Here is a 22,738-nt window from a genome sequence, read left to right as displayed (position 1 = left end):
CCCTCTTCCCGCCGCCGGGGTCGCCCGGCCCCGACACATCCGATGTGCGGACGGTGCACACGCCCGTCCGCACAGCGGCATGCCCGCGTACGGACAAGTCCCGCACGTCAGCGGGCACTTGCTGCGTTTCGTGGCGTCCTGTGAGAACCCTTGACGCTCCTGGCGGTGCCGCTTGGCGTCTGCGCCGAGTCGAGGCACACCGCCGCCGCCCGGCGGAATCGCCCCTTTCCGCACTCCTCAACGCGCCTCGCCGGTACGTCAGAACGGCAGCCGCCCCCGCATCCGCCGACCCGCGGAGCCACTGCGTCCGACCGCGCGCGAGCCGGAACGGAAGGGCTTGCTCAGCAGGCGTCCCAGCGGGCCCGGAGCCTTGGAACCGGCCCGGGAGCCGACGCCGAGAGAGCGTTGCGCCCCGTTCTGCGGGTGCCGGGAGAGACGCGGCAGGAGAAAGGCGAGCACAGCGATCACCACGCACACGGCAACGATGCCGACGACCATCATGGAAGCCTCCGAAGTCCTACACGCGAACACGGGCCGGCCGGCCCGTGTGCTACCGGATGCCCCGTCCCCGCCCGAACACGCCGCCCCATGCCCCCTCACCCCGGCCCCCCGCCTTTCCCTGGTGTTCCCCGGAGTTCCCCGGTTTCCCGGACAACCTCCCGGCCCGCTCGTGAGTCATGCATACGCGTCACCGATCCGGTGCGCCCGCTGTCCTACTTCCACGGGGGTTTCATGACGCCCTTCGCCGCCGTGCGGCGTACCGTTTCCGCAGTCGTGCTGGCCGCGCTGGCCGGCACCGCGTCCGTCGTTCCCGCCCGGGCCCAGGAGGAACCGCTGCCGGTCGCGGTCACCGGCCCCGACAGCGTGAACCTCTCCCTGCACCCGGACCCGAACGAGCCGGGTGAGCCCGAGATCGAGCTGGGTCTGCGGGCACCCGGCGAGCCGGTACCGGACGACGACGGCGTCATCTGGCCGATCCACACCGGCGATTACACGGTCACCGTGGACGCGAGCTCCCTCGCCGGCGTCGCCGCGGTGGACTTCTCCGGGCTCGGCGGGTGGCAGGGCTGCTCCGTCGACGGGCTCGTCGCCACCTGCGGCGGCTCCGAGATCTACGCCGGCGAGGACTACAACGACCTCGGCGGCATCGGCCTCGACGTGACCGACGAGAGCGCCGCCGGAGACACCGGCTCCATCGAGATCACGGCCGTGGGCGACGGCCTGGCCTTCACCGGGCACACGGTGGACGTCCTCGTGGGCGGCCCGGAGCTGCTGATGAAGCAGCTGTCCGAGCCCGCGGGCTTCCAGGCCGGTGACACCTTCCAGGCGCCGCTGGGCTTCCGCAACGCGGGCGGACTGGGCGGCGACGGCGTCGTGCTGCGGATCTCCGGCAGCAGGGGACTGTCCTTCCCCGGCGCGTTCGAGAACTGCTGGTACGACCCGCGTGACCCCGACGACCTGCTCGGCAGATCCACGGCGCTCTGCGTCTTCGACAGCGAATTCGCCGGTGAGGCCGCGTACGGGCTGAGCGCGCCCTTCCCGGTCGAGACGGCCGGCTTCGCCCTCTACGACGCGCTCTCCTACAGCTTCAGCGCCGTGCCCGCCGATCAGGCGCGGGAGATGCTGGCCGACGGCGACTACCAGGCAGGTACGGGGGCGCCGCTGGAACTGGTCCGCGTGCCGGACACCGATCCGGCCGGTTACACCCGCTACGCCGAGATGGACTTCCCCACGGCGAACACCTTCGACCTCGACCTGAGTGGTGAGCGGCTGCGGGCCCGCCAGGGCAGCACGGTGTCGGTCGACATCGGTTTCGCCAACCACGGCCCCGCCTGGCTGGCCTCCCTCCGCTCGGGCGGCGAACCGATCAGCTTCTGGGTCGACCTGCCGCCGGGCACCACGGCCACCGCCGTGCCCGAGGCCTGCCAACCCGGCTGGGAGGGCTCCGAGGGCGACTACGTCTGCTTCGTCGACACGCCGGTCCTGGAGGACGCCTCCGCCACCTTCACCTTCGGCCTGCGCGTCGACGAGGTCGTCAAGAACGCCGCCGGCCGGGCGTTCTTCGCGTACACGATGCCGAACGAGGGCAATCCGGCGAACGACTCCGGCACCATCCTGCTGAACCCGACAGGCCGGCACTGACCTCGCCGCGCCCGGCACGACGGGCCCGCCCTTCAGGGCGGGCCCGCACAGTCCGGTGGGGCGGTGGGGCGGCACGGAGACGGTGACCCGGTCGGGCGGCAACGGCGGGCGGAGCAGCGCCGCGACGTCACCTCCGCCGCCCGCACGTCGTCGGCCGGGACTGTGCCGATCGCCGCAGGAGCCGGTGCGCGTCAGTGAGCGGCATGGACGCCGACGGTCACCCGCTCGCCCGGAGCGCACCGCAGGAGACGCGCGCCGTGGCCGCGGCGCCGGGCCTCGGCGAGGAAGTCGTCCAGCGGGGACGTGAACACCGTGTAGTCGTCGTAGTGAACGGGCAGGGCCCGGCGCGGCCGCACCAGGTCGAGCAGGTCGGCGCCCTGTCCGGCGTCCATGGTGACCAGCAGCCCGCCCGGCAGGGTCGTGCCGCCCAGATGCAGAACCGCCAGGTGGATGTCCGGGTACCGCCGGGGAATCTCCCGCAGACCGTCGTAGATCAAGGTGTCGCCGGAGAGGTAGACGACGAGACGGGTTTCGCCCGAGCGGTCGCCGAACTGCAGCAGGCTGCCCATCACCGGCGGGAGCAGCATCCGCGCGGGGCCGGGTCCGTGACGGCCGGGCAGTGAGGTGATGCGCACAAAGGAGTCGCCGTGCCGCACGGTGCGGCTCTGCCAGGTGCGCAGGCCCGTGGCGTGACGGAAGCCGTACAGCCCTTTCAGCATGCGGCCGGCGTGCGGGGTGGTCACGAACGGCAGTCCGCGGTCGAGTCCGCGCCGGGCCACTCGGTCGAAGTGGTCGCCGTGCAGATGGGACAGCACCACGGCGTCCAGGTCCTCGTGCGGCAACTCCGTGACGTCCAGGGCCGGTTCGGTGCGCCGGCGCGACACCAGTCCGTAGCCGAGGTGGGCGAACTGCCCGCGGTGGAGGAAGTTCGGATCGGTGAGGAGCGTCAGCTCTCCGTAGCGGATCAGCAAGGTGGCGTTTCCGATGAAGAGGATCTCCGCCGTGCCCTCGGCCGGTGTGCCCGTCATGATCGGCTCCCTTCCGCACCGACGTCGTCCCGTGTCCCGTTCCGAGTGATCCGCCCCCGAGCGGTTCACACCCACCGTCCGGCCCCGGGCAGCGCCCGCCCCGGGCCGGAGGGACGGAACGAAGAGGGACGGAGAGCTCGGACCGGGCTGGAACTCCGGCCTCGTGGCGGGCACCGCGATCATCACCGACACCGTTCCGCTCGCCACCCGCGCCAAGACCCAGGGCCTGGTCGACGTCTCCATCGCCGTCGCCGGAGCCACCGGCGGCATGGCCTCCGGCCTCGTGGTCGCCGCCACCAGCTACCCCGCTCTCGCCCTCACCGGCGGCATCCTCTCCCTCGCCCTCCTGCCCGCCGTCGCCGCCACCGCCTACCGCAGATGACGCCCACGAAGCGCGGACACCGCCCGTCGCCGCCACCGCCTACCGCAGATGACGCCCACGAAGCGCGGACACCGCCCGTCGCCGCCACCGCCTACCGCAGATGAGGTTCACGAACCCCGGACACCGCCCGTCGCCGACGACGCCCGCCGTCCCCGGCACCGCCGGTCCGGACATCACCGTCGACGGCACCGCTCCTGCTCTGCATCACCCTGCTGCTCCGTCTGCGCAAGGAGATCGACGGCGCGGCGCCGGGGACCGTCGTCCACGTGATCGCCACCGACGCCGCCGCACCGCTCGACCTTCCCGCCTGGTGCCACCTGACCGGCCACCACTACCTCGGCCCCGTACACGACGACCCCGCGACCCGTCCTGTGTACGCGCTCCGGCTCGTCTCCGGCGCCCGCGCCACCAGGCCGGACGCGCCGTGGCGCGGCGCTGAGGCCTGACGCCGCCGTCCGCGGGCGCGTGGGGGAGTGGCGACCGGTCCCCGCCGAACCGGCGGCCGCCTCTCGTGTCGTACACACGGGTTCCGCGTCGGCGGGTGGCGCGGGACCGGCCGTGTCACGACTGCCCTTCAACGGCAGCGAGGTGGGTGGTGTAGAAGGCGCCGAGCCTGGCGACGGCAGGGGTGACGTGCTCGTCCTTGTCGTAGAGGGAGATGTGGGTGGCGCCCTCGACGACGAACAGCTCCTTCGGCCCGGCCGCCCTGGCCACGGCCTCACGACTGAAGTACGCCGTGTTCGCGTCGGATCCGACGATCATCAACAAGGGCCGGGGCGCGATGAGGTGGATCGAGGCGTACGAGTCGTACTGGATGATCCGGTCGAGGCTGCGGACGGGCCAGGGCCGGACCGCGCGCGGATGGTGGCCGCGCGGGGTGCGGTAGTACGCGTAGGTCTCGGCGTCCACGGCCTCGGTGATCCATTCCTGCCGCGGAACGGCCTCGCCACGGGCCTCCGCGGTGCGTGCGGCTGCGGCGGACTCCAGCATCGCGCGCAGGAGCTGCGGGTCCTGGGTGCGGCCGAGGCCGTCGCGCATCACCGATCCCATGTCGGTCGCATTGACCGTGGCCACGGCCTTGATGCGCACGTCGGTCTGGGCCGCGTAGGGAACGTAGCCGCCGGAGGCGCAGATGCCCAGGGCGCCGATCCGGTCGGGGTCGATCTCGTCGCGGGTGGTCAGGAAACTCACCGCGGACTTGATGTCCTCGGCACGCTGGAACGGGTCCTCCAGACCGCGCGGCTCGCCCTCGCTCTCGCCCTGGTACGCGGCGTCGAAGGCCAGCGCGGCGAAGCCCTCACGGGCCAGGCGCTCGGCGTAGACGCTCGCGGTCTGCTCCTTCACGCCGCCGCCCGGATGGGAGACGACGACCGCCGCGAGCCGGCCCGCGGTGGGCGTGTCGGGCAGGAAGAGGATGCCGGCGAGCGTGAGACCACTGCTGAGGAAGGTGACGTCTGTCTTCATGACCCCGACCCTCGCAGCCGCCCCGCGCCCGGATAAGGGGACAGAACCGGCCCCCTCACCGGCCGGCGGCCCGGTGCGAGACTCGACCGCATGAGCAGCGAACTGGGTGACTTCCTCAAGGCACGGCGCGGGGAGCTGAGCCCCGCGGCGGCCGGCCTCCCCGACGACGGGCGACGACGGGTCCCGGGTCTGCGCCGGGACGAGGTCGCCCTGCTGGCATCCATCAGCCCCGACTACTACACCCGTCTGGAACAGGGACGCCGCCGGGCCTCCGAGCCGGTCCTGCACGCGCTCGCACGGGCGCTGCGGCTCAACGAGGACGAGCGTGCCTATCTCTTCGAGCTCTCGGGCAAGGACGCCGGCCGACCGGGCCGCCGGCCCACCCAGCGGGTTCAGCCGCAGCTGCGGCGCCTGCTCGACGACCTCACTAACACCCCGGCCCTCGTCCTCGGCCGGTGCACCGACATCCTGGCGTGGAACGAGCCGGCCGCCGCGCTGTTCACCGACTTCGCGCTCCTCCCGCAGCACGCACGCAACTTCGTACGCCTGGTGTTCTGCGACCCGACCGTACGGGCCCTGTACGTCGACTGGGACTACATGGCGCGGGCCTGTGTGGCGCAGCTGCGGATGGAGGCGGCCCGTGATCCGCAAGATCCGCGCCTGACGACGCTGGTGGGGGAACTGTCGGTGCGGGACCCGGACTTCCGGACCTGGTGGGGCGACCACCGCGTGGCCGTGCGGACCTCGGGCACCAAGGCCCTCCGTCATCCGGTCGTCGGCGAACTCGCCCTCGACTGGTCCACCCTGACCGACACCTCCGACCCGGACCAGCAGCTCATCGCCCTGACCGCCGCGCCCGGCACACCCGCGCACGACGCCCTGCGTCTCCTGGGCTCCGTCACCGCGAGACCACCCGTGTCGCCACGACCGGTGGCCGGTCCCGCCGGCCGGACACCGGACACCGTCGACGCAGGGCGCGAAGTGCTGCCGGAGGCCTAGTGCGGTGACCGCACAGGTTCACCGGGTCGGGTCCCCGGTCAGGTTGACGCAGCGGCCCACCGCGATGAACCCCTGCTGGTCCGCCTGCCGGGTCTCCACGGGATCGGGTGGGCCGAGCGACGTGGGAACTCGCGCCCGCGCCGACCGACGGGTTCGAGACGCACTCACGGGAGGACGATGTTGCGGCCGGGTCCGCCTTCGAGGGTGTCCTTTCCGGTGCCACCGCAGACGAGGTCGTCGCCGCCTTCGCCGTCCAGTGTGTCGTTGCCGGAGCCGCCGAGGAGGATGTCGCGGCCGTCCCCGCCCATGGCGTGGTCGTCGCCGGGGCCGGCGTGCACGGTGTCGTCGCCGCCGTAGCCCTCGATCATGTCGTCGCCCCGGCCGCCCCACATCCGCTGGTTGCTGCTGTCACCCATCAGGTGGTCCATGCCGTCGCCGCCGTGCAGGGCGGCGGGTCCCATGACCATGTCGTTCCCCGCGCCGCCCAGCACCGTGCGTGCGGTGTGGGCGTGCAGTTCGTCGTCGCCGGGGCCGCCGCTGACGGTGCCGATCCCGGGGGTGAAGGCGGCGATCGTGTCGTTGCCGTCGCCGAGGACGACGTCGATCCTGTCGGGCCGCGGGCTGTCGGCGGGCAGTTCGCAGACGACGGAGGTGGTGTCCTCGGCTCTGGAGTACGCACAGTGGTCGCCCGGTTCGAGCGGGACCACGTCGCTGAAGCCGATTCGCCGGATTCCGTCGCTGGTGTACATGGAGAATATGTGGAGGTCGTTGGTCTGACCTGCAGCGGCGGTGAAGACGATCGACTGAGTTGCCCAGTCGGCTCCGACGCGGGCCTTCGCCTCGGTGGTGGCGGTGGTGGTGGCAGCGGCTGCCGGGCCGACGGCGAGGCCGCCGACGAGGCCGGCGGTGAACAGGGTCACGGCGACCGCGCTGACGGCGGCTCGGTTACGACTCACGAGACCTCATCTCGGTGGAGTGACGGTGGACCGACGTGCTGGGCGTGGTGCTGCCGGGGACCGGGCGGACCCGGTCGTGAAGGCAGTCTCCCCTGCTGGTCCGGATCCGCAAGACCGCGAACTGACGCGGCGTCATGGTAGGCCGAAGTCCCTCCGGATGCGACGGTTGGGATTTTCGGTCGGGCAGGAACCCGGTGCCGCCGAGGCAAGGTCCGCCACGTCCCGGCAACGGTCCCGACTCCCGGATCACGGCAGATTCCCTGCTCCCCGGCCACCCCTGTAATCAACTTTGTTTGTTGCATTGACATTTCACTCGGAGGACCTACCGTTGGGAGCGCTCCCATCGCAGCCTTGCAAACTGGAAGGAGTACCCCCACATGCGCAAACAGAGTCCGTTAACCGGGCGTTCGCGGTCGTCCCTCCGCCGGCCTCTCCAGGTGCTCGTCATGCTGTTCGCCGTGGTTGTCGGCGCACTGACCTGGTCGACCCCCGCCCAGGCTCACGGCACCATCGTCGACCCCGCCTCCCGCGCGTACCAGTGCTGGAAGACGTGGGGCAGCAACCACACGAACCCGGCCATGCAGACCGAAGACCCCATGTGCTGGCAGGCCTTCCAGGCCAACCCCGACACCATGTGGAACTGGATGAGCGCGCTCCGCGACGGGCTCGGTGGCCAGTTCCAGGCGCGGACCCCCGACGGGACGCTCTGCAGCAACAACCTCTCGAGGAACGCCAGCCTGAACAAGCCCGGGCAGTGGAAGACCACCAACGTCAGCAACAACTTCTCGGTCCGCCTGTACGACCAGGCGTCCCACGGTGCCGACTACTTCAAGGTCTACGTGAGCAAGCAGGGCTTCAACCCCAAGACCCAGACCCTGGGCTGGGGCAACCTCGACTTCATCACGCAGACCGGCCGCTTCGCCCCCGCGCAGGACATCACGTTCCCCGTCCAGACCTCCGGCTACACCGGACACCACATCCTGTTCGTGATCTGGCAGGCCTCGCACCTCGACCAGGCCTACATGTGGTGCAGCGATGTGAACTTCGGCTGAGCCGGCAAGCGCCGCACACGGCACCGGCCTCTGCCGGGCGCCGGTAACCCGCCGCCCGGCCGACCGAGCCCCGTCGGGGCAGGGGACCCATGTGGTCACCCTGCCCCCGGCGGGGCTTCCTGCGTTCCTGACACCGTCCCGGATGCGATCCACCGGTTCGCCGCGACGCGCCCGGCCCGTCCGGGCCCTCGGTGGTGGCGGGAGGCAGTCCCCGCCTGCGGAGAACTGAGGACGAGACCTGCGTCGTCGAGACGGAGACGACCACCGCCCGGCCCACCGCACCGGGCAAGCTCTTCATGGCGCGCGGCGAACCGCCCGCACGGTACGCCGCGTACGCGATGCATACGGGGAATGCACGCCAACCGTACGGTTCACGGGTAGGGTGTGGTGCCGGAGGTGTTGCATGTCCGAGTTGTTCGACGCGGTCGACGCGCTGGTCGCGTCCCGCGCACCGCTGCCGCCGGCGCAGGAGCGCAAGCGGCTCCGCCAGGCCCACGGGCTGACGCTGGACGACGTGGCCACCGCGCTGAAGGTGCGCCGGGCGACCGTGTCGGGCTGGGAGTCGGTCAAGAAGACGACCGAGCCGCGCGGTCCGGAACGCGAGGCGTACGCACGGCTGTTGAACAAGCTCGCGGCACTCTACCCGGCGCCTGCCGCCGCCCCAAACCCGACGCCCGTCGCCGCCCCCGAACCGACGCCCGTCGCCGCCCCGGACCCGGCGTCGGCCCCCTCCGCGGACCGGCACGCCCCGGCGGAGCGCACCGCGTCCACCGCTCCGCCCGCAGCCCCTGGCTCCGCTGCCGCCCGCACGCCCGCAGACGCCGACACCCCGGCTGTCCCCGCCTCCACGGCCGTTGCCGAACCTGTCGTGCCGCGTCCGACGCGCACCGCTCGCGGCGCACCGGCGTCACGCCGCCCGGCCGCACGGAACGCGGCCCCGGCCGGCATCCCGGCGGGCGGCCCCGCTCCGCGGTTCGAGAACGGACCGCTCGCGGTCGTCGACGTCGATGCCGACGGCCGGGTCCTGGCGTACTGCACCGGCGGCCTGGTCCTGGACGTGCCCGCCAAGTCCCTTCCGGCCCTGGTGGAATGGACGTTGAAGGAGGCGAAACTCGGGCAGCCGAGACTGTCCGGCCCGGGCAAGGACGCCGACCCGCTGCTCGTGCTCACCGAGGCCGCGCTGAAGCGCTACGGCCTCCCGGTCGCCCTCACGGAGGAGGAGCGGATCGCCGGGCGGCTGCCGGAGAACCACAAGGTCGTCAGGCAACTGGCGCGCGCCGACTGGAAACTCACCCGACGCGGTTTCGGCCCGTGGGCCCGGATCTACCGCCCCGCCACCGGCGCGGAACGCACCTGCGTCCAGCTGTGCATTCCCTCCTGGCACGCGCTGGACGCCCGCCACTGGGGCGAGGCGGCTCAGCTGCCGGCCGCGGAACTCGCCCGTGTGCTGGGCGTGTACGCCTCCCGCGTGATGACACCGCGCGGCTCCACCGCCGTGACCGGCCTGGAGTTGATGACCGCGCTGCACCCGCCGACCCGCGCCTCCGAGCCCGACGCCGAGGGCAAGCGGCACTCCGAGCACAACCCCGGCTCGCTGGGCACGGACCCGGTGGACTGCGCGCCGTGCGAGGCCCCGGACGGCCATCCGCTGCTCAACTACCTGCCGCGGTTCCACGTCCGCGGCCCGGCGGAGAAGCTGTTCGAGGAGGCGTACGACTGGGCGCGGCCGCTCACCGACGACGAGTGCATGCGCCGCCACCTGGTCGGCATCGACGTGAACATGGCCTTCGCGGCCGGCGCCAACGGCCTGGTCGTCGGCCTCGGCGCGCCCACCCGCGTCGAACGGCCGGTGTTCGACCCGAAGTTGCCCGGCTCGTGGCTGGTGGACCTGTCCCACGTCGACCTGTCCCGGGTGAAGGTCGGCAAGGACAGGTGGGCGGACCTGGACGCCGGCCTGCTGCCCAGCCCGTTCACACCGAAGGGCGAGCGGCCCGACGGTCCGGCCTGGTACGCCACGCCCACCGTGGCGTACGCGGTGGAGCTCGGTTACGAGGTGCGCCCGATCGAGGCGTGGGTGCGGTACGAGAACGGCCGCTACCTGGACGGCTGGTACAACCGGCTCCGGGACGCCTACCTGGCCACGATGGCCGACCTGGGGGTGCACGCCGACATGACGCCGGAGGCGTTCCTGGCGGCGATGGACGGCTGCAAGGAACGCGACCCGGAGCTGGCGATCGTCGTCTCCGCGGTCAAGGCGACGGTGAAGGGCGGTCTGGGCAAGCTGCGCGAGCGCCCGCGCGGGGAGGGCTGGCGGCCCGGCGAGCCGTGGCGGGCACTGTCCCGGCCGACGTGGCGGCCGGACATCCGCGCGGCCGTCATCTCCCGCACCCGGATCAACCTGCACCGCAAGATCGTCAAGCATGCGGCGTTCACCGGCCAGTACCCGGTGGCGATCCTGTCCGACTGCGTCGTCTACGCGGCCGACGGCACCTCACCGCTGGACTTCCTGCCCTACCGGGACGGCAAGCCGCTGCCCGGCGGGTTCAAGCTCGGCGTCAACCCGGGATTGGTCAAACACGAGGGCACCCAGTCCGTGCTGTGGGGCGAGGAGGTCCGCGACCGGTTCGGCGCGCCGGAGCTCAACCTCGCCCGGTACATCAAGGACGGCACCGTCACCGACGCCGACAACGGGGAGTAGGCAGGTATGAGCACGTTCGGGGACGGTCTCGACAAGGCGGTGCAGAAGGCGTTCACGCGCCCGGCGCCCAAGAGCGCGCCCGCGCAGATGCGCTACCTGGTCAAGCAGCTCAAGAGCACCAGGGCGGTCGCCCGGATGCTGCGCATCTCCCAGCGCACCGTCGAGCGGTACGTAAAGGACCAGATCAAGAAGCCGCGTCCGGACCTCGCCGCCCGCCTGGACGCCGAGGTGAAGAAGCGGTGGCAGCCGCAGATCCGGGCCAGGGCCCGGCAGAGGGCGGCCACCACCGACGGCATCGTCATCGACACCCGCGCCCGGATCGGCTACACCGCGCCGATCGGCTCGACCGACGACGCCCGCCTGCGGCACCTGACCGTGGCGCTCCCACCGCGGTACGCGGCCCGTCTCTTCGACGCCCGGCAGACCGGCGCCGACGAGCAGCAGATGCAGCGGATCGCCGCCGAAGCGCTCAAGGAGGTGTACTTCCAGGACGACGGCCGCCGCGCCGGAGACCTGGAGGAAATCCGCTTCACCGACATCGAACACGTCGAGTTCGACCTGTAGGCGGCCTCCATCTGCTCCCGCTGATGCGGACGCGTCTGGAGGAACCAACCGTCCCTCTCCGGCCCGACCCGGGGCGCAGCGGCCCCGGGCGCCCGCCCGGCCCGCGTCCTTCGGGTACGGGGCCGGGCGGTGCCGCGCGCCTGGAAGGGGCCTACTTGTGCCGCTCCAGGTAGATGGACGTGAACACGGCGACCTTCGCCCGCAGGACCCACGGATCGAAGGGCTTGCTGATGTAGTCGACGGCGCCCGCCGCGTACCCGCGGGCGGAGTGTTCCGACCCCGTGCCCATCGCGGTCAGGAAGATGATGGGGACGTCCCGGGTCCTCGGGCGGCGTTTGATGTGAGCGCAGGTTTCATAACCGTCCATCTCCGGCATCTGCACGTCCATGATGATGACGGCGAAGTCGTCGTGGTCGAGCAGGGCCTTGAGAGCCTCCCGGCCGGAGGAGACCGTGACGAGATCCTGCTCGAGCGTCGCCAGAACCGCGGTCATCGCCAGCAGGTTGTCCGGCTGGTCGTCCACGACGAGGATCTTGGGCATGCTCTGCTGCCCTGTCGGCAGCGCGGTGGCCGCAGCCTGCTCGACAGCCTCCAGCTGGCGTTCGAGCAGATCGCAGCGGCCCTCCGCCGCAGCGCGCTGAACCTGTGCCTCGTGCAGGGCCTCCCCGAGCCGCTCCACTTCCTGCTGGAGCGCGTTGCGTTCACGGAGGAGACCGGAGACATCCGGATGGGCCTCCGCGAGTTCGTCCGCGCGTTTCCGCTCCGCGATGCGGTCGGCCTCCAGCTGGTTGAGCCGCGTCTCCAGGTCGGCGATGCGCTGCGTCCGGTCCAGGAGCGCGTCGCCCAGCACGTCGCCGCGGACGCTGGACCGCCGGGAGACGTGGTCCGCGTCCGCGAGCTGCTGTTCCAGGATCTCCACCGCGTGCTTGGGGGAGGAGGCGGCGTCCACGGCCGTTCCGTACAGGCCCCGTACCAGTTCGATGGCCTCGGTCGTGACGGCGGTCCCGCGATGCTCGGCGACATCGGTGAAGAGGTCACTGATGACCTGCCACGGAGGTAACCGGGTGCCGTTCAGGTAGCGGGAGACCGTTCCGGGATCGAGGCGGCGTCGTGCGGCATACCTGCGGACGGACAGGTGAAGGCTCTCGAAGAGCTCGCGCAACGCCTCGGCCAGGGCCCGGGACGCATCGTTGAGGTCGTCGCCCAGGGGCCGCAGTTCACCCATGGCTCTCCTCCTCGACCGTGCCGGCGCCCACGGCGGTCCGTGACCGTACGGCGTCGTCCTCGGCGGCGATGAGGCGGTTGAAGAACGGCACAGCCAGTCCCGTTGCGGCGAGACCCGCGAGCAGACTGCGCGCGGTGCCTTCCCCGGCGACGGCGGTCAGCCCGCTCGCCGCCCCACCGGTGAGCAGGGCAAGCAGGAATATCAGGGCTGATCGCAGTGACAGCAGAGGACGGTCCATCCAGATCTCCATTCATCCAACCCGCCGTAGGCCGCCGGGACTTGTCCCCTTTCCGTCCAGGTGCGGACGGAGAGACCAGGATGGATGAAGCCACAGGTGTTGCAGTCCATGATCCGCGAAGCGGAGCCATTCCGACCGCGTGTTGCGTGTGCGCCATGCCGTTCACGGCGCAGTCCTGGCCGGTCAGCACCGCGACAGCCGGCCTGTTGCCGCAGCGTTGCTGTGCAACGCTGCCGATCTTCGGCAACGTCCGGCAGCACGGAGCGTTGGCCGCGCTCGGGCGGTCAGGCCCGCGGCGGGAACGCGGTGGTGCTCGGCGCGGGCGCTGAGGCAGTGCGCGCTTGCAGGAGACCCTCCACGCCCTGCAGGAAGGTGTCACAGACCAGTTGCGGGTCGAAGAGACAGCCGGCTGCCATGGCGCCGTCGCGGAGCATGACGAGGTGCCGGCCGGCCGCGTCGGCGGGCTCGCAGCCGGCCCGTGCCAGCAACTCCGTGACGGTGTCGAGGAACCATTGCCGGTGGGCCAGCACGGCCTGGTGGATGGGGTGCGCCGGGTCGGGATACTCGGCCACCGCGTTGAGGAAGGCGCACCCGCGGAATCCGGGCGACCGGATGCCTTCGGCGATGGACCGGCTGACGGCCCGGACCTTGTCGGGCGCCGACTCGCTGCTCGCCTCGGCGGCCGCGGTCTGCGCCCGGATACCCCGGTCGGCCTGGTCGAGATAGGCCAGGACGAGTTCCTCCTTGCCCGAGAAGTGCCGGTAGAGCGTCGCCCGGGTCACCTGCGCCTCCGCGATGATCCGGTCGACTCCGACGGAGTGGATCCCCTCGGCGTAGAAGATCTTCGTCGCCGTACTGAGCAGCCTGGCCCGTGCCTCGGACGTGCTGCCGACTCCTGTGCCCCGACTCATGGGGCCGAGGCTACCAAAGACGCGAGGGAGAACGTTCGGTCTTGACAGGAGCCACGGCTGCCCTCTTGGATGCTCTCAAAGAGACCGAACGTTCTCCCTCAGGCTTTCCGGCCTTCCTCGGCCGTGGCCGTGCCACCCGACGACCAGTCGTCCGACTCCCGCACACCGTCACTGAAAGGCACCCCGTGGACACCCTCCTCGACACGACACCGACCGGCGTTCCCGCGGCCCTGCGGAAGCTGTACCTCACGCGCTTCGCCTTCGCCGCCGTGTGGGCCGCCTTGCTGTTCGCGACCGCCGACACACTGGGGCCACTGAGCGCGACGCTCCTGGTGATCTATCCGTTGTTCGACGTGGCGTGCGCCGTCGTCGACGCCCGGTCCGCCAAGGCGAACGACGGCCCGGTGCGCCACCTGTACCTGAACATCACGCTCAGTGCCCTCACCGGCGTCGGTCTCGCCGTCGCCGCCACGTCCGGCATTCCGGCGGTCCTGCGGGTCTGGGGCGTCTGGGCCGTCACCGCGGGTCTCGTCCAGCTCGTCGTCGGTGCCGTCCGGCGCCGACTGGGAGGACAGTGGGCGATGATCGCCAGCGGTGCCATCTCCACCGTCGCCGGCGCCTCCTTCTTCGCCCAAGCGGGCACAGAGGACGCCTCCCTGCGCAACCTGGCCGGCTACGCCTTCCTCGGAGGGATCTTCTTCCTCATCTCCGCTCTCCGGCTCGGGCGTGCCGGCAAGAACACATGACCCCGTCCCACTCCAGCGCGGCGGGCCCGACCGGTGTTCCGACCGGGCCCGCCGCTCCCGTGGTGCGACCCCGGCAGGCGCGGCGCAGGGCCTCCGTCACCAGGAGCACCGAGCCGACGGACCCTGGATCAGGTGGCGGGACGAGCGTTCCACGCGTTGCACCGAGCCGACGGACCCTGGATCAGGTGGCGGGACGAGCGTTCCACGCGTTGCGGAGAGCCGGCTGCACCTCTTCCCCGAGAACCAGGTGCGTCGTTCTGCCCGGCAGGGTGGGCAGGTAGGCCCAGTGGGTCACGGTGTCGTCGTCGGCCGGGTCGTAGGGCCTGCGGATGATCCCGTCGGAGTCGACGAAGCAGTCGCGGTGTTCGGATCCGTCCTCGCCGAAGTGCCGAGTCGTGAAGTACATCGGCCTCACCAGCCAGAATTCCTCACCCGACGCCGTACCGGACTCGGCACCGTCGGCCGGATACCGGCCGGTGATCGCCGCTGCGACCGGTAAACCGTCCTGCGGCAGTTCCTCGCGTACGTCAACCCAGGTCACCTCGGTGACGAGACCCGTCATCCCCATCCTCACCCACCCAAGCGCTCGGACAACCGTGTACTGCTCGGCAACCCGGTAGGACCGCCCGGCGGTTGCGAAGGTTGATCCGTGCCGGAGCCTCTACCGGTCGAGTCGATCACCGCAGGTCCGGCAGCACGTCACGGCCGTCAGGCGGTCGGGGGCGGCGCCGGTTGCTGACGGATCGGCGCTGCGCGAGTGGCGGCGTGACCGTGACGGTCACGCCGCCACCGACCGACCTCCCGACCGGAGGACGGCGGGGGCCGGCGGGCGTACGGAGTGCTACGCGAGGGTGATCGCGTAGATCTGCACCCGAGGGTCGTTCTGCAGACCGACCGAACGCACCGTCTTCGACGCGTCGAGGTCCGCGGAGGCACCGAACAGCCGCACCGGCGGGCCGTCCACACCCTGCCCGCGCTTGATCCGGTGGGGCATCTCCAGTGCGACGGAGCTGCCCTGCGGCTCCGCTCCCGCCCAGTCGCCGACCGGGACCGGCACTTCGGCGGTGGTTCCGTCGGTGTAGCGGACGGTGAGCATGGTCGTCACCGGCCCGTGGTGGGCCGCGCCGACCAGGCGCAGCGCGCTGTACGACCCGGCCGGCAGCAGCATGGCCTGACCGCGCGCCTCGACGAAGTTCGCGGCCGTGCCGGACGGATCGGGAGCGGCGTAGGTCACGCCGTCCCAGACGACGGGACCCGCCGCGGGCAGCAGATCACCGTCGTAGCTCCAGCCCGCTCCGTCGAAGTCGCCCTCGCCGGAGGCTGCGACGGTCGCGGTGCCGTCGTGGTTCGCCTCCTTGCCGAGGTCCACGGCACACTGCTCGCCGGCGTCCGCCGCGCAGCGGGCCGCGGCGCGCACCTCGATGGTCGCGGTCCGTTCCACGCTCTTCACACCCTTCGCGGCCGCGGTGATCCGCACGGTGTACGAACCCGGAGCGGTTCCGGCCGGCACGGTCACGTCGACCGTCGCGGTCCGCTGGACCGGAAGCCGGTGGGAGGCGAGCGAGAAGGGCTCGGAGGTCTTCACGGTCCAGCCGCCGGGAGCCTTGGCGCCGACGTCCACCCGCAGGGTGCCGGGGGACTGGCCCAGCACGTCCAGCCGCAGACGGACGTCCTGCGCGCTGTCGGCCGTCGGCAGGACGTCGGAACCGGTGCGCAGCGACGCGTCGAGGTGCCGGCGGGAATCGGCAGCCGCGCGGTTCACGGACGGCGGCTCCGCGCCCCTGCCCGTGCCCCACGCCGACGGCTCGTCCGCCATCTCGAAGGCCAGGTGTCCACCCTTGGCGACCGCGTCCCAGTCGAGCCAGGTGGCGCGCAGGTCCTTCCCGCCGAACTCCGCCCGCTTCACGTAGCGTCGGGTGTCGCTCGTACCCGGTGCCTCGACGGTCAGGGTGCCGCCCTGCTCGTCGCCGTGGGCGCCGATGCGGATGACCGCCGACGGGAACTGCGGGCTGGAGACGGCGAGGAAGTCGCCGCCGTTCGTCGTCGGGTACAGGCCGAGGGAGGAGAAGACGTACCAGGCCGACATGGTGCCCAGGTCGTCGTTGCCGGTCATGCCGTCGGGCCCGTCCGTGAAGAGCGTCATCGCGGCGCGGACCACGGTGGCGGTCTTGGCGGGTGCACCGGCCCACAGGTACATGTAGGGGGAGTGCAGGTCGGGCTCGTTGTTCGGGTTGTAGGTCGGCTTCCCGTAGTAGTCGTACGGTGCCGAGATCCAGTCCTCGCGAGCGGTTCCGGCGGGGTCCGTGAGGAGTTCGTCGTACGCGAAGAAGGCGTCGAGCCGCTTCTCGGTCTCCCGCTTGCCGCCCATCAGGGACACCAGCCCGGCCGGGTCCTGGGGCACGAGCCACTGGTACTGGTAGGCGCCGCCCTCATGGAACTGGTGGCCCGCTTCGACGGGGTCGTACGGCGTCAGCCAGGTGCCGTCGGTCGTGCGCGGCCGGAACTGCTGGATGGAGGAGTCCCACAGGTTGCGGTACCACTGGCCGCGTGCCGCGAACATGCGGGCGTCCGCGGTGTGCCCCAGCCCTTTCGCCATCAGGGCCAGCGACGCGTCCGCCGCCGCGTACTCCAGGGTCGCCGAGGCGGGGTGACGGCAGTCGTTGTCGCCGCCCTTGTCCGGACAGTCCTTCCCCGGTTCCAGACCGCTCGGGACGTAGCCGCGTTCCTGGTAGGCGTCGATTCCGGCACGGCCGTTGTAGGGGGAGTCGTCCGGCGGCGTGCTCAGGGCGTTCTTCCTGAGGAGGGCGTACGCCTCCTTCTCGTGGCCCGCGAGCAGGCCCTTGGACCACGCCTCGACGAGGAACGGAGTCACCGGGTCGCCGGTCATGATGTTGGTCTCGCTGTTGGCGAGCGACCAGCGCGGCAGCCAGCCGCCGTCCCGTCCGATCGCGACGACCGACAGCGCGACATCGCGGGCGACCTGCGGTTGCAGCATCTGCAGCAGTTGGTTCTGCGGCCGGTGGGTGTCCCACAGCGACAGGTTCTGGTAGGGCGTGAACCCGGACGCGGTATGCGTCTTCCCGTCGAAGCCCGCGTACCGGCCGTCGACGTCTCCGGCGAGGTTCGGGTGCAGTTGCGCGTGGTAGAGGGCCGAGTAGAACGCGCGTCGCCGCTCGGTCGACCCGCCGTCGATCCGGACGGCGGCGAGCTGCCGCTCCCAGGTCGCCCGCAGCGCCGCGCGGGTGGCGTCGAAGTCGTACGAGTCGTCCGTCTCCGCCTTCAGGTTCTTCCGGGCACCCTCGAGGCCCGTGTAGGAGAGTCCCACCTTGACGACGACGTCACGGTCGGAGCCGGCGTCGAAGGTCACCCAGGCGCCGTTCCCGCCCTCGCCGGCCGCGTCCCGCTCACCGGGAGCGGGGGTGTTGCCGCGCCAGGTGCCGTGCGAGGCGAACGGCCTGTCGAAGGTCGCCGTGAAGTAGACGGTGTGCCGGTCCTTGCCCGCGCAGAAGTTCCCCGCCTCGACACGGCCCTCGACCGTCCGGTCGCCGACGACGTGGACCTCCGAGCTGTACACCCGCTGGTTGGCCTTGCCCGTGTTGAACAGGACGTTGGCACGGTCGGTCGAGGGGAAGGTGTAGCGCTGCCAGCCCGTGCGGGCCGTGGCGGTCAGCTCGGCGTCGATGTCGTACGTCTTCAACCCGACGCGGTAGTAGCCGGGTTCGGCGTCCTCGTCGTCGTGCGAGTAGGTCGAGCGGTAGGCATCGGGGTCGACGGTGTCGACCGCTCCGGTCGTCGGCATGAGCGGCAGCTCGCCCATGACGGAGCAGCCGACGCCGGAGAGGTGGGTCTGGCTGAACCCGTGGATCTTGTCCTGCTGGTAGTCGTACCCTCCCTGGCCGCCGGTGTCCGGGCTGACCTGGACCATGCCGAAGGGGGCGCTCGCGCCGGGGAAGGTGTTGCCGAAGTTCTGCGTGCCGATGAACGGGTTGACCAGGGAGGTGAGACGGTCGGCGGCCGCCGGGGACTGGGCGACGGCCGGCGCCGGGCCCAGGGCACCGCCGGCGACGAGCAGTGCGGCGAGGACCGTCGAGGCGCGGTTGCGCCATCGGCGGAGGGGTCTGTGCATGGAAGGGGTCTCCTGTTCCTCACCCGTCATGTGCGGCGCGACATGAGAGGTGATCTTCTGAGCGACGGACGGAGTGGGCCCGTGGAATCGGTGCAGTCGGCGGCCCTGGCTGGATGGAAGCGGACTAGATCACGCGCCTGACATCGTTGTCAAGAGGTCTGCGCGCCAACGACGGCTGCCGTTTGAGGTACCGACTCGCCACCCCGGATCCAGGCGCCGACGCCCCGCACGCCCGCGGACGCCGACCTCGAGCCGGGCGGAGTCCGTACGCGAGGCCTGATCAGCTGTCAGATCCCGGCCGCCCACGGTCTCGTGCGGCAGCTCGTGGCGCTGAGTGCCGCCGGCATGGCCCACGACCCGCGCCGCGAGGCGATCACACGCGACCGGCGCAAGCCGTGGCCGTGCGCGGGTGATCAATGTGGAGCGTGTTGGCAGGAGAACGGTGGTCGCGGGTGGATCTGCGATGACCCGTCCCCTTCGGGTGGGTGCCTTCCCACTCCCTCAGCGACTGGCCTGACCTCGGCTTACCCCACGTAACGTTTGGTGAGACGATCACGCTGTACTGAGTGTCGGTGATCACCGGTGTCATGTCGCGGCGTTCCCAACCGGGTTGGGGAAGCCGCGGTTCCCGGTGTCCCTCCCGGCTTGTCCGGTACCGACACCGCTTCACAACCATGGTCCGGAATGCGGCCTGACGCCCTGCAGGGAAGGGAGTACGCCCGTTAGGTGACGCTTTGTCACCTTGTGTCTCGTTCGTTCAGGCTGACCCACCGCCGACGGTTCCATGGTTCACAGAAAGTGCACGTCCCCTTGATATCTGCGAAAGTCCGGTCGTCCCCGCCCCGGCACGCCCGCCCGGTGACCCACAGCCGGGCACGCGGTGTCTATCTGCCGCGCCTCGCGGATGCTGCCGCGTCCTCCATGACCACCTACGGCATACCCCTGCTGGTGCTGGGAACGACGAACTCGTCCTCGTTGACCGGCGTCGCCTTCGTGCTGGCGTGGGCGCCGCGACTGTGCACGTTCGCCCTGGCGGGCACGGCGGTGGACCGGTTCGGACCCGCCCGGGTCTTCCGGCTGGCCGCCGCGGCCCGTGCACTGGTCGCGGGACTCGCGGTGCCCGCCCTGGCCATGACCGGCGCCGAAGTGGCCGCCAGCCTGGTGATGCTCCTGGCGGCATGCGCGGGGTGCCTGACCCAGTTCAGCTTCATCGCGGCCGAAAGCATCGGCGGGGCGGCCAGCCGGGAGGCCGACGGTGCGGCGCACCGCGTCCAGTCGGTCCTGCTGAGCATCGACCAGGCAGCCGCTCTGGCCGGCCCCGCAGCAGGCGGCCTCCTTCTGCAATGGGCCGGCTCCAGCGGCATGCTCGCCGTGATCAGCGGACTGTCGCTGCTGTCGGCCGCCATCGCCCCGAGTGCGCGTCACATGCCCGGACCCACAGCGGGGAACGGGCCCGCGCCGCAGGGCTGGCGCACCGGCTGGTCCACCCTGCGCGCGTTGCCGCCGCTGGCGTGGCTGGTCGGCGGGCTGGCGCTGTCCAATCTGACCCTCGGGTTCCTGGAGGCGGCGACCCCGGTGATCGTGGTGAAGGAACTCGGCCGGTCCAGCGCCTCGGTCGGCGTGGTCTGGTCCTGCGCGGCCGCCGCCTCGCTGCTGGCGGTCGCCGTCTGCCGCGTCGCCATCGACCGGTGGGGACTGTCCGGGGTGGGCCGCTGGGCCGCGCTGGTGACGGCCGTGCCGTGCTTCCTCATCGCCCACGCCGACTCCTACCCGGCGTACCTCGTGCTGGCCGCCGTCTTCATGGCAGGCGACAGCATGCTGGCCGTCGTACTGCGCACCCTGCGCTCCCACCTCATCCCCGCCGAGGTGTTCGGCAGCACCCTGTCCGTGACCGTGCTGATCCTGCTCCTGCCCTACCCGCTCGCCGGCATCCTCATGGCGGTCGTCGACCCCGCGGCCATCCGCACGGTGATCACCGCCTGCGCCGTGGTGCAAGCCATCGGCCTCCTCTGCGCCTTCACCCGCGGCACGCGCTCCCGGCCGCGCCACGGAAAGCGCCGTTAGCCTCCGGGGCGCCCGGGACGTCTCTCGAAAGGGTGAACCAGGGCTTGCGTGGCGTGTGTTGGGTACGGCAGACGCGGTGCGGCAGCGCCCGGGGCCGGACCGTGGGCGGGGCCGACAGCTCCGGAGGACCGCGCCTCGATATGCGATTGCCGACGTCCGGGCACGCTGACAGGATCGGGGGTGTGATCACTGCTGGGACGGCGGACTGCCTGATCGTGACCGGGATGCCGGGGGCCGGCAAGTCGACGGTGACCAGGCTCGTCGCCGAGCGCCTGCCACGCTCCGCCCGGCTCGACGGCGACTTCGTCAGCCGTCTGGTCGTCAGCGGTCGCGTCGGGGCCCTGGGCGAGCCCGCCGACGAGGCGGCACGACAAGTGGAGCTGTGCAACCGCAATCTGTGCACGCTGGCGAACAACTTCTCCGACGCCGGGTTCACACCCGTGATCGACTGGGTGATCCCCGACCGCGCGCAACTGGACTTCTTCGTCTCACTCCTTGCGGCCCGTCAGGTCCTCTTCGTCGTTCTCGCACCGGGCATCGAGGCGTGCCGGTACCGCAACACCCTCCGCGATCCACAGGAGCAATTCCACTTCGACGGCTACGAAGACCTCGACGCCGACATGAAACGCGAACTCGGCGATCTCGGCTGGTGGTTCGACACCTCGGCCCTCACTCCCGAGGAGACCGCCGACCGCGTCGTCCGGGAAGCTCGCCACCGCGCCCTCGTGAACTGACCGCAAGGCCACCGCCCTCATACAGCTCACGCCGCAATCGTCGCTACCTGCGAAGACGCCGGATCGAGCACACCATCCCCGAGCCGAAGGACCAGCGGGCCAACCGCAAACGACGCGGCAGCAAGGGCGGCCTGCCCACCGGTTTCGACAGCGACATCTGCAAGCGCCGCAACGAGGTCGAGCGGGCGATCAATCGGCTCAAGAACTCCCGAGCCGCAGCTACGCGCCACGACAGGAGAGCCTTCGTCTTTCACGCCACCGTCATGGCCGCGGCGATCCGTCTGTGGCTCCGGCCGTGACCAGCCAGACAGAACTAAACAGTGAAGGGGTCTTCCAGCGTCGGGATGCAAGGAGACAGCAGCGCCTCCGTGTGATGCGTGACCGTGCCCCGAGCGAGCCTGAGTACGCGTACCTCGTTCTCATGGCCCGGGTCCTCGTCATCGCGCACATGCAGGAGGCCGTAGGAGCCGGGAGCGACCTTCGCGACATGTTCGAACAGCCCGACCACGTCTGACGACGAGCGGTGATTGGAATTGCCTCCCACGTGGATGAACGGCTCACCGTTCATCCACCTGAGATCAAGGAGGTAGGGACTGGCCATCTTCGCGATGCGAAGCCGAAGCTCATCGACGACCTGCCGCAGTCGGAGGTCATCGTCGTCACCGACTGCGGTCTCCCTGACAGCGATCCAGCCGTGGTACTCGAACACACCGCGATTCTATTGGGGTCAGCTGGGTCTCGACGGCCTCAACCACGGCATGATCCGCCGGACACCGCCTGGCTAGCCGAAGGCCGGGTGACCGGTCACCACACGGGCGTGGGCGGACAGCCGTGCCTCGATCTCCTCGGCTGTCGCGGTGCCCACCAGCAGGTCCATCGCGTAGCCGTCCTCCAGCGCGACGAAGGACCGGCCCAGCGCCAAGGGCTCCGCGGTGAGCGCGAACTCGCCGGTGTCCCGGCCGTGTGCGAGGACCTGGCGGTACAGCTCGGTCTGCCGGCCGAAGAAGAGCCGGTGCGCCTGGGCGACCGCTTCGTTCCGCAGTGCGACGGGGAAGAGCTCGAACAGCAGCCGAGTGCTCTCCTCGCCCTTGCCCGGCCAGGGCACCCCGCTGTGGATGCACGCCCGCAGCTGCTCCACCGGCCCCTCGGCCGCCGCCATCGCATCCTTGCGGATGACCAAGTAGGTCGCGGCGGCGTGGTCGAAGACCGCTGAGAAGAGCTCTTGCAGGTCGGAGTAGTAGTAGAGGACGGAGGCCGGGGTGACGTCCGCTTCTGCGGCCACGTCCCGCAGCTTGACCGCTGTCGCCCCGATGCTCATGACGGCCCGTGCGGCCGCGTCGATCAGCTGGGCGCGCCGCTCCGCCTGGTTCCTCGGTCGGGGCATGGTCCACATGCTCGCACACGCGGTC

At 71.1% G+C, this 22,738-nt stretch carries 20 protein-coding genes and 2 pseudogenes; 11 read left to right on the top strand and 11 right to left on the bottom strand.

What is annotated here, in order from left to right:
- Positions 1-258: 258 nt before the first annotated feature.
- Positions 259-501: a DUF6411 family protein gene (locus tag FGW31_RS00465; protein ID WP_142191255.1), complete on the bottom strand. Its 243-nt coding sequence runs from the start codon at positions 499-501 to the stop codon at positions 259-261.
- A 231-nt stretch (positions 502-732) separates the two neighbouring features.
- On the opposite strand from FGW31_RS00465, the gene FGW31_RS00460 reads away from it, so the two are divergent.
- The gene (locus tag FGW31_RS00460; protein WP_142191254.1) at positions 733-2,142 is read left to right on the top strand and encodes a hypothetical protein; all 1,410 of its coding nucleotides are present in this window, start codon (positions 733-735) and stop codon (positions 2,140-2,142) included.
- 191 nt (positions 2,143-2,333) lie between these two features.
- Here FGW31_RS00460 and FGW31_RS00455 read toward each other — a convergent pair whose 3' ends face one another.
- Positions 2,334-3,170 (bottom strand): MBL fold metallo-hydrolase, encoded by an 837-nt coding sequence (locus FGW31_RS00455; protein WP_142191253.1) that lies wholly within the window; start codon positions 3,168-3,170, stop codon positions 2,334-2,336.
- A 136-nt stretch (positions 3,171-3,306) separates the two neighbouring features.
- Between FGW31_RS00455 and FGW31_RS00450 the strand changes: the two are divergent.
- Together FGW31_RS00450 and FGW31_RS35380 are read left to right on the top strand one after the other, a co-directional pair.
- Positions 3,307-3,552, top strand: a pseudogene (locus tag FGW31_RS00450) (MFS transporter); the annotation flags it as partial.
- 266 nt (positions 3,553-3,818) lie between these two features.
- Positions 3,819-3,998: a sulfurtransferase TusA family protein gene (locus tag FGW31_RS35380; RefSeq protein WP_233288759.1), complete on the top strand. Its 180-nt coding sequence runs from the start codon at positions 3,819-3,821 to the stop codon at positions 3,996-3,998.
- Between the two features lie 115 nt (positions 3,999-4,113).
- On the opposite strand, the gene FGW31_RS00440 is transcribed toward FGW31_RS35380, so the two are convergent.
- Positions 4,114-5,016 (bottom strand): alpha/beta hydrolase, encoded by a 903-nt coding sequence (locus FGW31_RS00440; RefSeq protein ID WP_142191252.1) that lies wholly within the window; start codon positions 5,014-5,016, stop codon positions 4,114-4,116.
- 90 nt (positions 5,017-5,106) lie between these two features.
- Here FGW31_RS00440 and FGW31_RS00435 point away from each other — a divergent pair, with 90 nt between their 5' ends.
- A complete protein-coding gene (locus FGW31_RS00435; protein ID WP_142191251.1) occupies positions 5,107-6,015 on the top strand; it encodes a helix-turn-helix domain-containing protein in 909 nt (302 codons plus the stop codon).
- A gap of 164 nt (positions 6,016-6,179) precedes the next feature.
- Here the strand turns inward: FGW31_RS00435 and FGW31_RS00430 are convergent, their stop codons facing one another.
- Positions 6,180-6,971 (bottom strand): calcium-binding protein, encoded by a 792-nt coding sequence (locus tag FGW31_RS00430; protein ID WP_233452290.1) that lies wholly within the window; start codon positions 6,969-6,971, stop codon positions 6,180-6,182.
- Between the two features lie 377 nt (positions 6,972-7,348).
- Between FGW31_RS00430 and FGW31_RS00425 the strand changes: the two genes are divergently transcribed.
- The 3 genes from FGW31_RS00425 (at position 7,349) to tpg (ending at position 11,285) form a co-directional block, all read left to right on the top strand.
- Complete coding sequence (locus FGW31_RS00425; RefSeq protein ID WP_459179158.1) at positions 7,349-8,023, top strand: lytic polysaccharide monooxygenase auxiliary activity family 9 protein; 675 nt, start codon at positions 7,349-7,351, stop codon at positions 8,021-8,023.
- A gap of 403 nt (positions 8,024-8,426) precedes the next feature.
- Positions 8,427-10,721, top strand: coding sequence for a telomere-associated protein Tap (gene tap, locus FGW31_RS00420; RefSeq protein WP_142191249.1), 2,295 nt, complete (start codon positions 8,427-8,429; stop codon positions 10,719-10,721).
- A gap of 6 nt (positions 10,722-10,727) precedes the next feature.
- Positions 10,728-11,285: a telomere-protecting terminal protein Tpg gene (gene tpg, locus FGW31_RS00415; protein WP_142191248.1), complete on the top strand. Its 558-nt coding sequence runs from the start codon at positions 10,728-10,730 to the stop codon at positions 11,283-11,285.
- A gap of 151 nt (positions 11,286-11,436) precedes the next feature.
- Here the strand turns inward: tpg and FGW31_RS00410 are convergent, their stop codons facing one another.
- The 3 genes from FGW31_RS00410 to FGW31_RS00400 all read right to left on the bottom strand — a co-directional run bounded on the left by FGW31_RS00410 (position 11,437) and on the right by FGW31_RS00400 (position 13,659).
- The gene (locus FGW31_RS00410; protein ID WP_182674816.1) at positions 11,437-12,510 is read right to left on the bottom strand and encodes a response regulator; all 1,074 of its coding nucleotides are present in this window, start codon (positions 12,508-12,510) and stop codon (positions 11,437-11,439) included.
- Positions 12,503-12,748, bottom strand: a complete 246-nt coding sequence (locus FGW31_RS00405; RefSeq protein WP_233288761.1) for a hypothetical protein — start codon at positions 12,746-12,748, stop codon at positions 12,503-12,505. Before FGW31_RS00405 ends, FGW31_RS00410 begins: the two co-directional genes overlap by 8 nt.
- A 284-nt stretch (positions 12,749-13,032) precedes the next feature.
- Positions 13,033-13,659 carry a TetR/AcrR family transcriptional regulator gene (locus tag FGW31_RS00400; RefSeq protein WP_142191247.1) on the bottom strand — a complete coding sequence of 209 codons (627 nt, stop codon included), beginning with the start codon at positions 13,657-13,659 and terminating at the stop codon, positions 13,033-13,035.
- Positions 13,660-13,844: 185 nt separating this feature from the next.
- Here FGW31_RS00400 and FGW31_RS00395 point away from each other — a divergent pair, with 185 nt between their 5' ends.
- The gene (locus FGW31_RS00395; RefSeq protein ID WP_142191246.1) at positions 13,845-14,405 is read left to right on the top strand and encodes a hypothetical protein; all 561 of its coding nucleotides are present in this window, start codon (positions 13,845-13,847) and stop codon (positions 14,403-14,405) included.
- Positions 14,406-14,586: 181 nt separating this feature from the next.
- Here FGW31_RS00395 and FGW31_RS00390 read toward each other — a convergent pair whose 3' ends face one another.
- Together FGW31_RS00390 and FGW31_RS00385 are read right to left on the bottom strand one after the other, a co-directional pair.
- Positions 14,587-14,967 carry an AQJ64_40280 family protein gene (locus tag FGW31_RS00390; protein ID WP_142191245.1) on the bottom strand — a complete coding sequence of 127 codons (381 nt, stop codon included), beginning with the start codon at positions 14,965-14,967 and terminating at the stop codon, positions 14,587-14,589.
- Positions 14,968-15,246: 279 nt separating this feature from the next.
- Entirely contained in the window at positions 15,247-18,531 is a 3,285-nt protein-coding gene (locus FGW31_RS00385) for a GH92 family glycosyl hydrolase (protein WP_142191244.1), read from the bottom strand.
- Between the two features lie 858 nt (positions 18,532-19,389).
- On the opposite strand from FGW31_RS00385, the gene FGW31_RS00380 reads away from it, so the two are divergent.
- From FGW31_RS00380 to FGW31_RS00370, 3 genes and pseudogenes are all read left to right on the top strand, one after another.
- Positions 19,390-20,595: an MFS transporter gene (locus tag FGW31_RS00380; protein ID WP_142191243.1), complete on the top strand. Its 1,206-nt coding sequence runs from the start codon at positions 19,390-19,392 to the stop codon at positions 20,593-20,595.
- A gap of 182 nt (positions 20,596-20,777) precedes the next feature.
- A complete protein-coding gene (locus FGW31_RS00375) occupies positions 20,778-21,329 on the top strand; it encodes an AAA family ATPase (protein WP_208765882.1) in 552 nt (183 codons plus the stop codon).
- 17 nt (positions 21,330-21,346) lie between these two features.
- Positions 21,347-21,628 (top strand): annotated as a pseudogene (locus FGW31_RS00370) (IS5/IS1182 family transposase); the annotation flags it as partial.
- A 14-nt stretch (positions 21,629-21,642) separates the two neighbouring features.
- On the opposite strand, the gene FGW31_RS00365 reads toward FGW31_RS00370, so the two are convergent.
- Positions 21,643-22,038 carry an Imm7 family immunity protein gene (locus tag FGW31_RS00365; protein ID WP_142191242.1) on the bottom strand — a complete coding sequence of 132 codons (396 nt, stop codon included), beginning with the start codon at positions 22,036-22,038 and terminating at the stop codon, positions 21,643-21,645.
- Positions 22,039-22,110: 72 nt separating this feature from the next.
- Positions 22,111-22,713 carry a TetR/AcrR family transcriptional regulator gene (locus FGW31_RS00360; RefSeq protein WP_142191241.1) on the bottom strand — a complete coding sequence of 201 codons (603 nt, stop codon included), beginning with the start codon at positions 22,711-22,713 and terminating at the stop codon, positions 22,111-22,113.
- Positions 22,714-22,738: the final 25 nt, after the last annotated feature.

It is taken from the genome of Streptomyces calvus, assembly GCF_006782915.1.
Lineage (GTDB): Bacteria > Actinomycetota > Actinomycetes > Streptomycetales > Streptomycetaceae > Streptomyces > Streptomyces calvus.
Note: the sequence above shows the minus strand (reverse complement) of the source record. Positions and strands in the feature narration are given on the sequence as shown.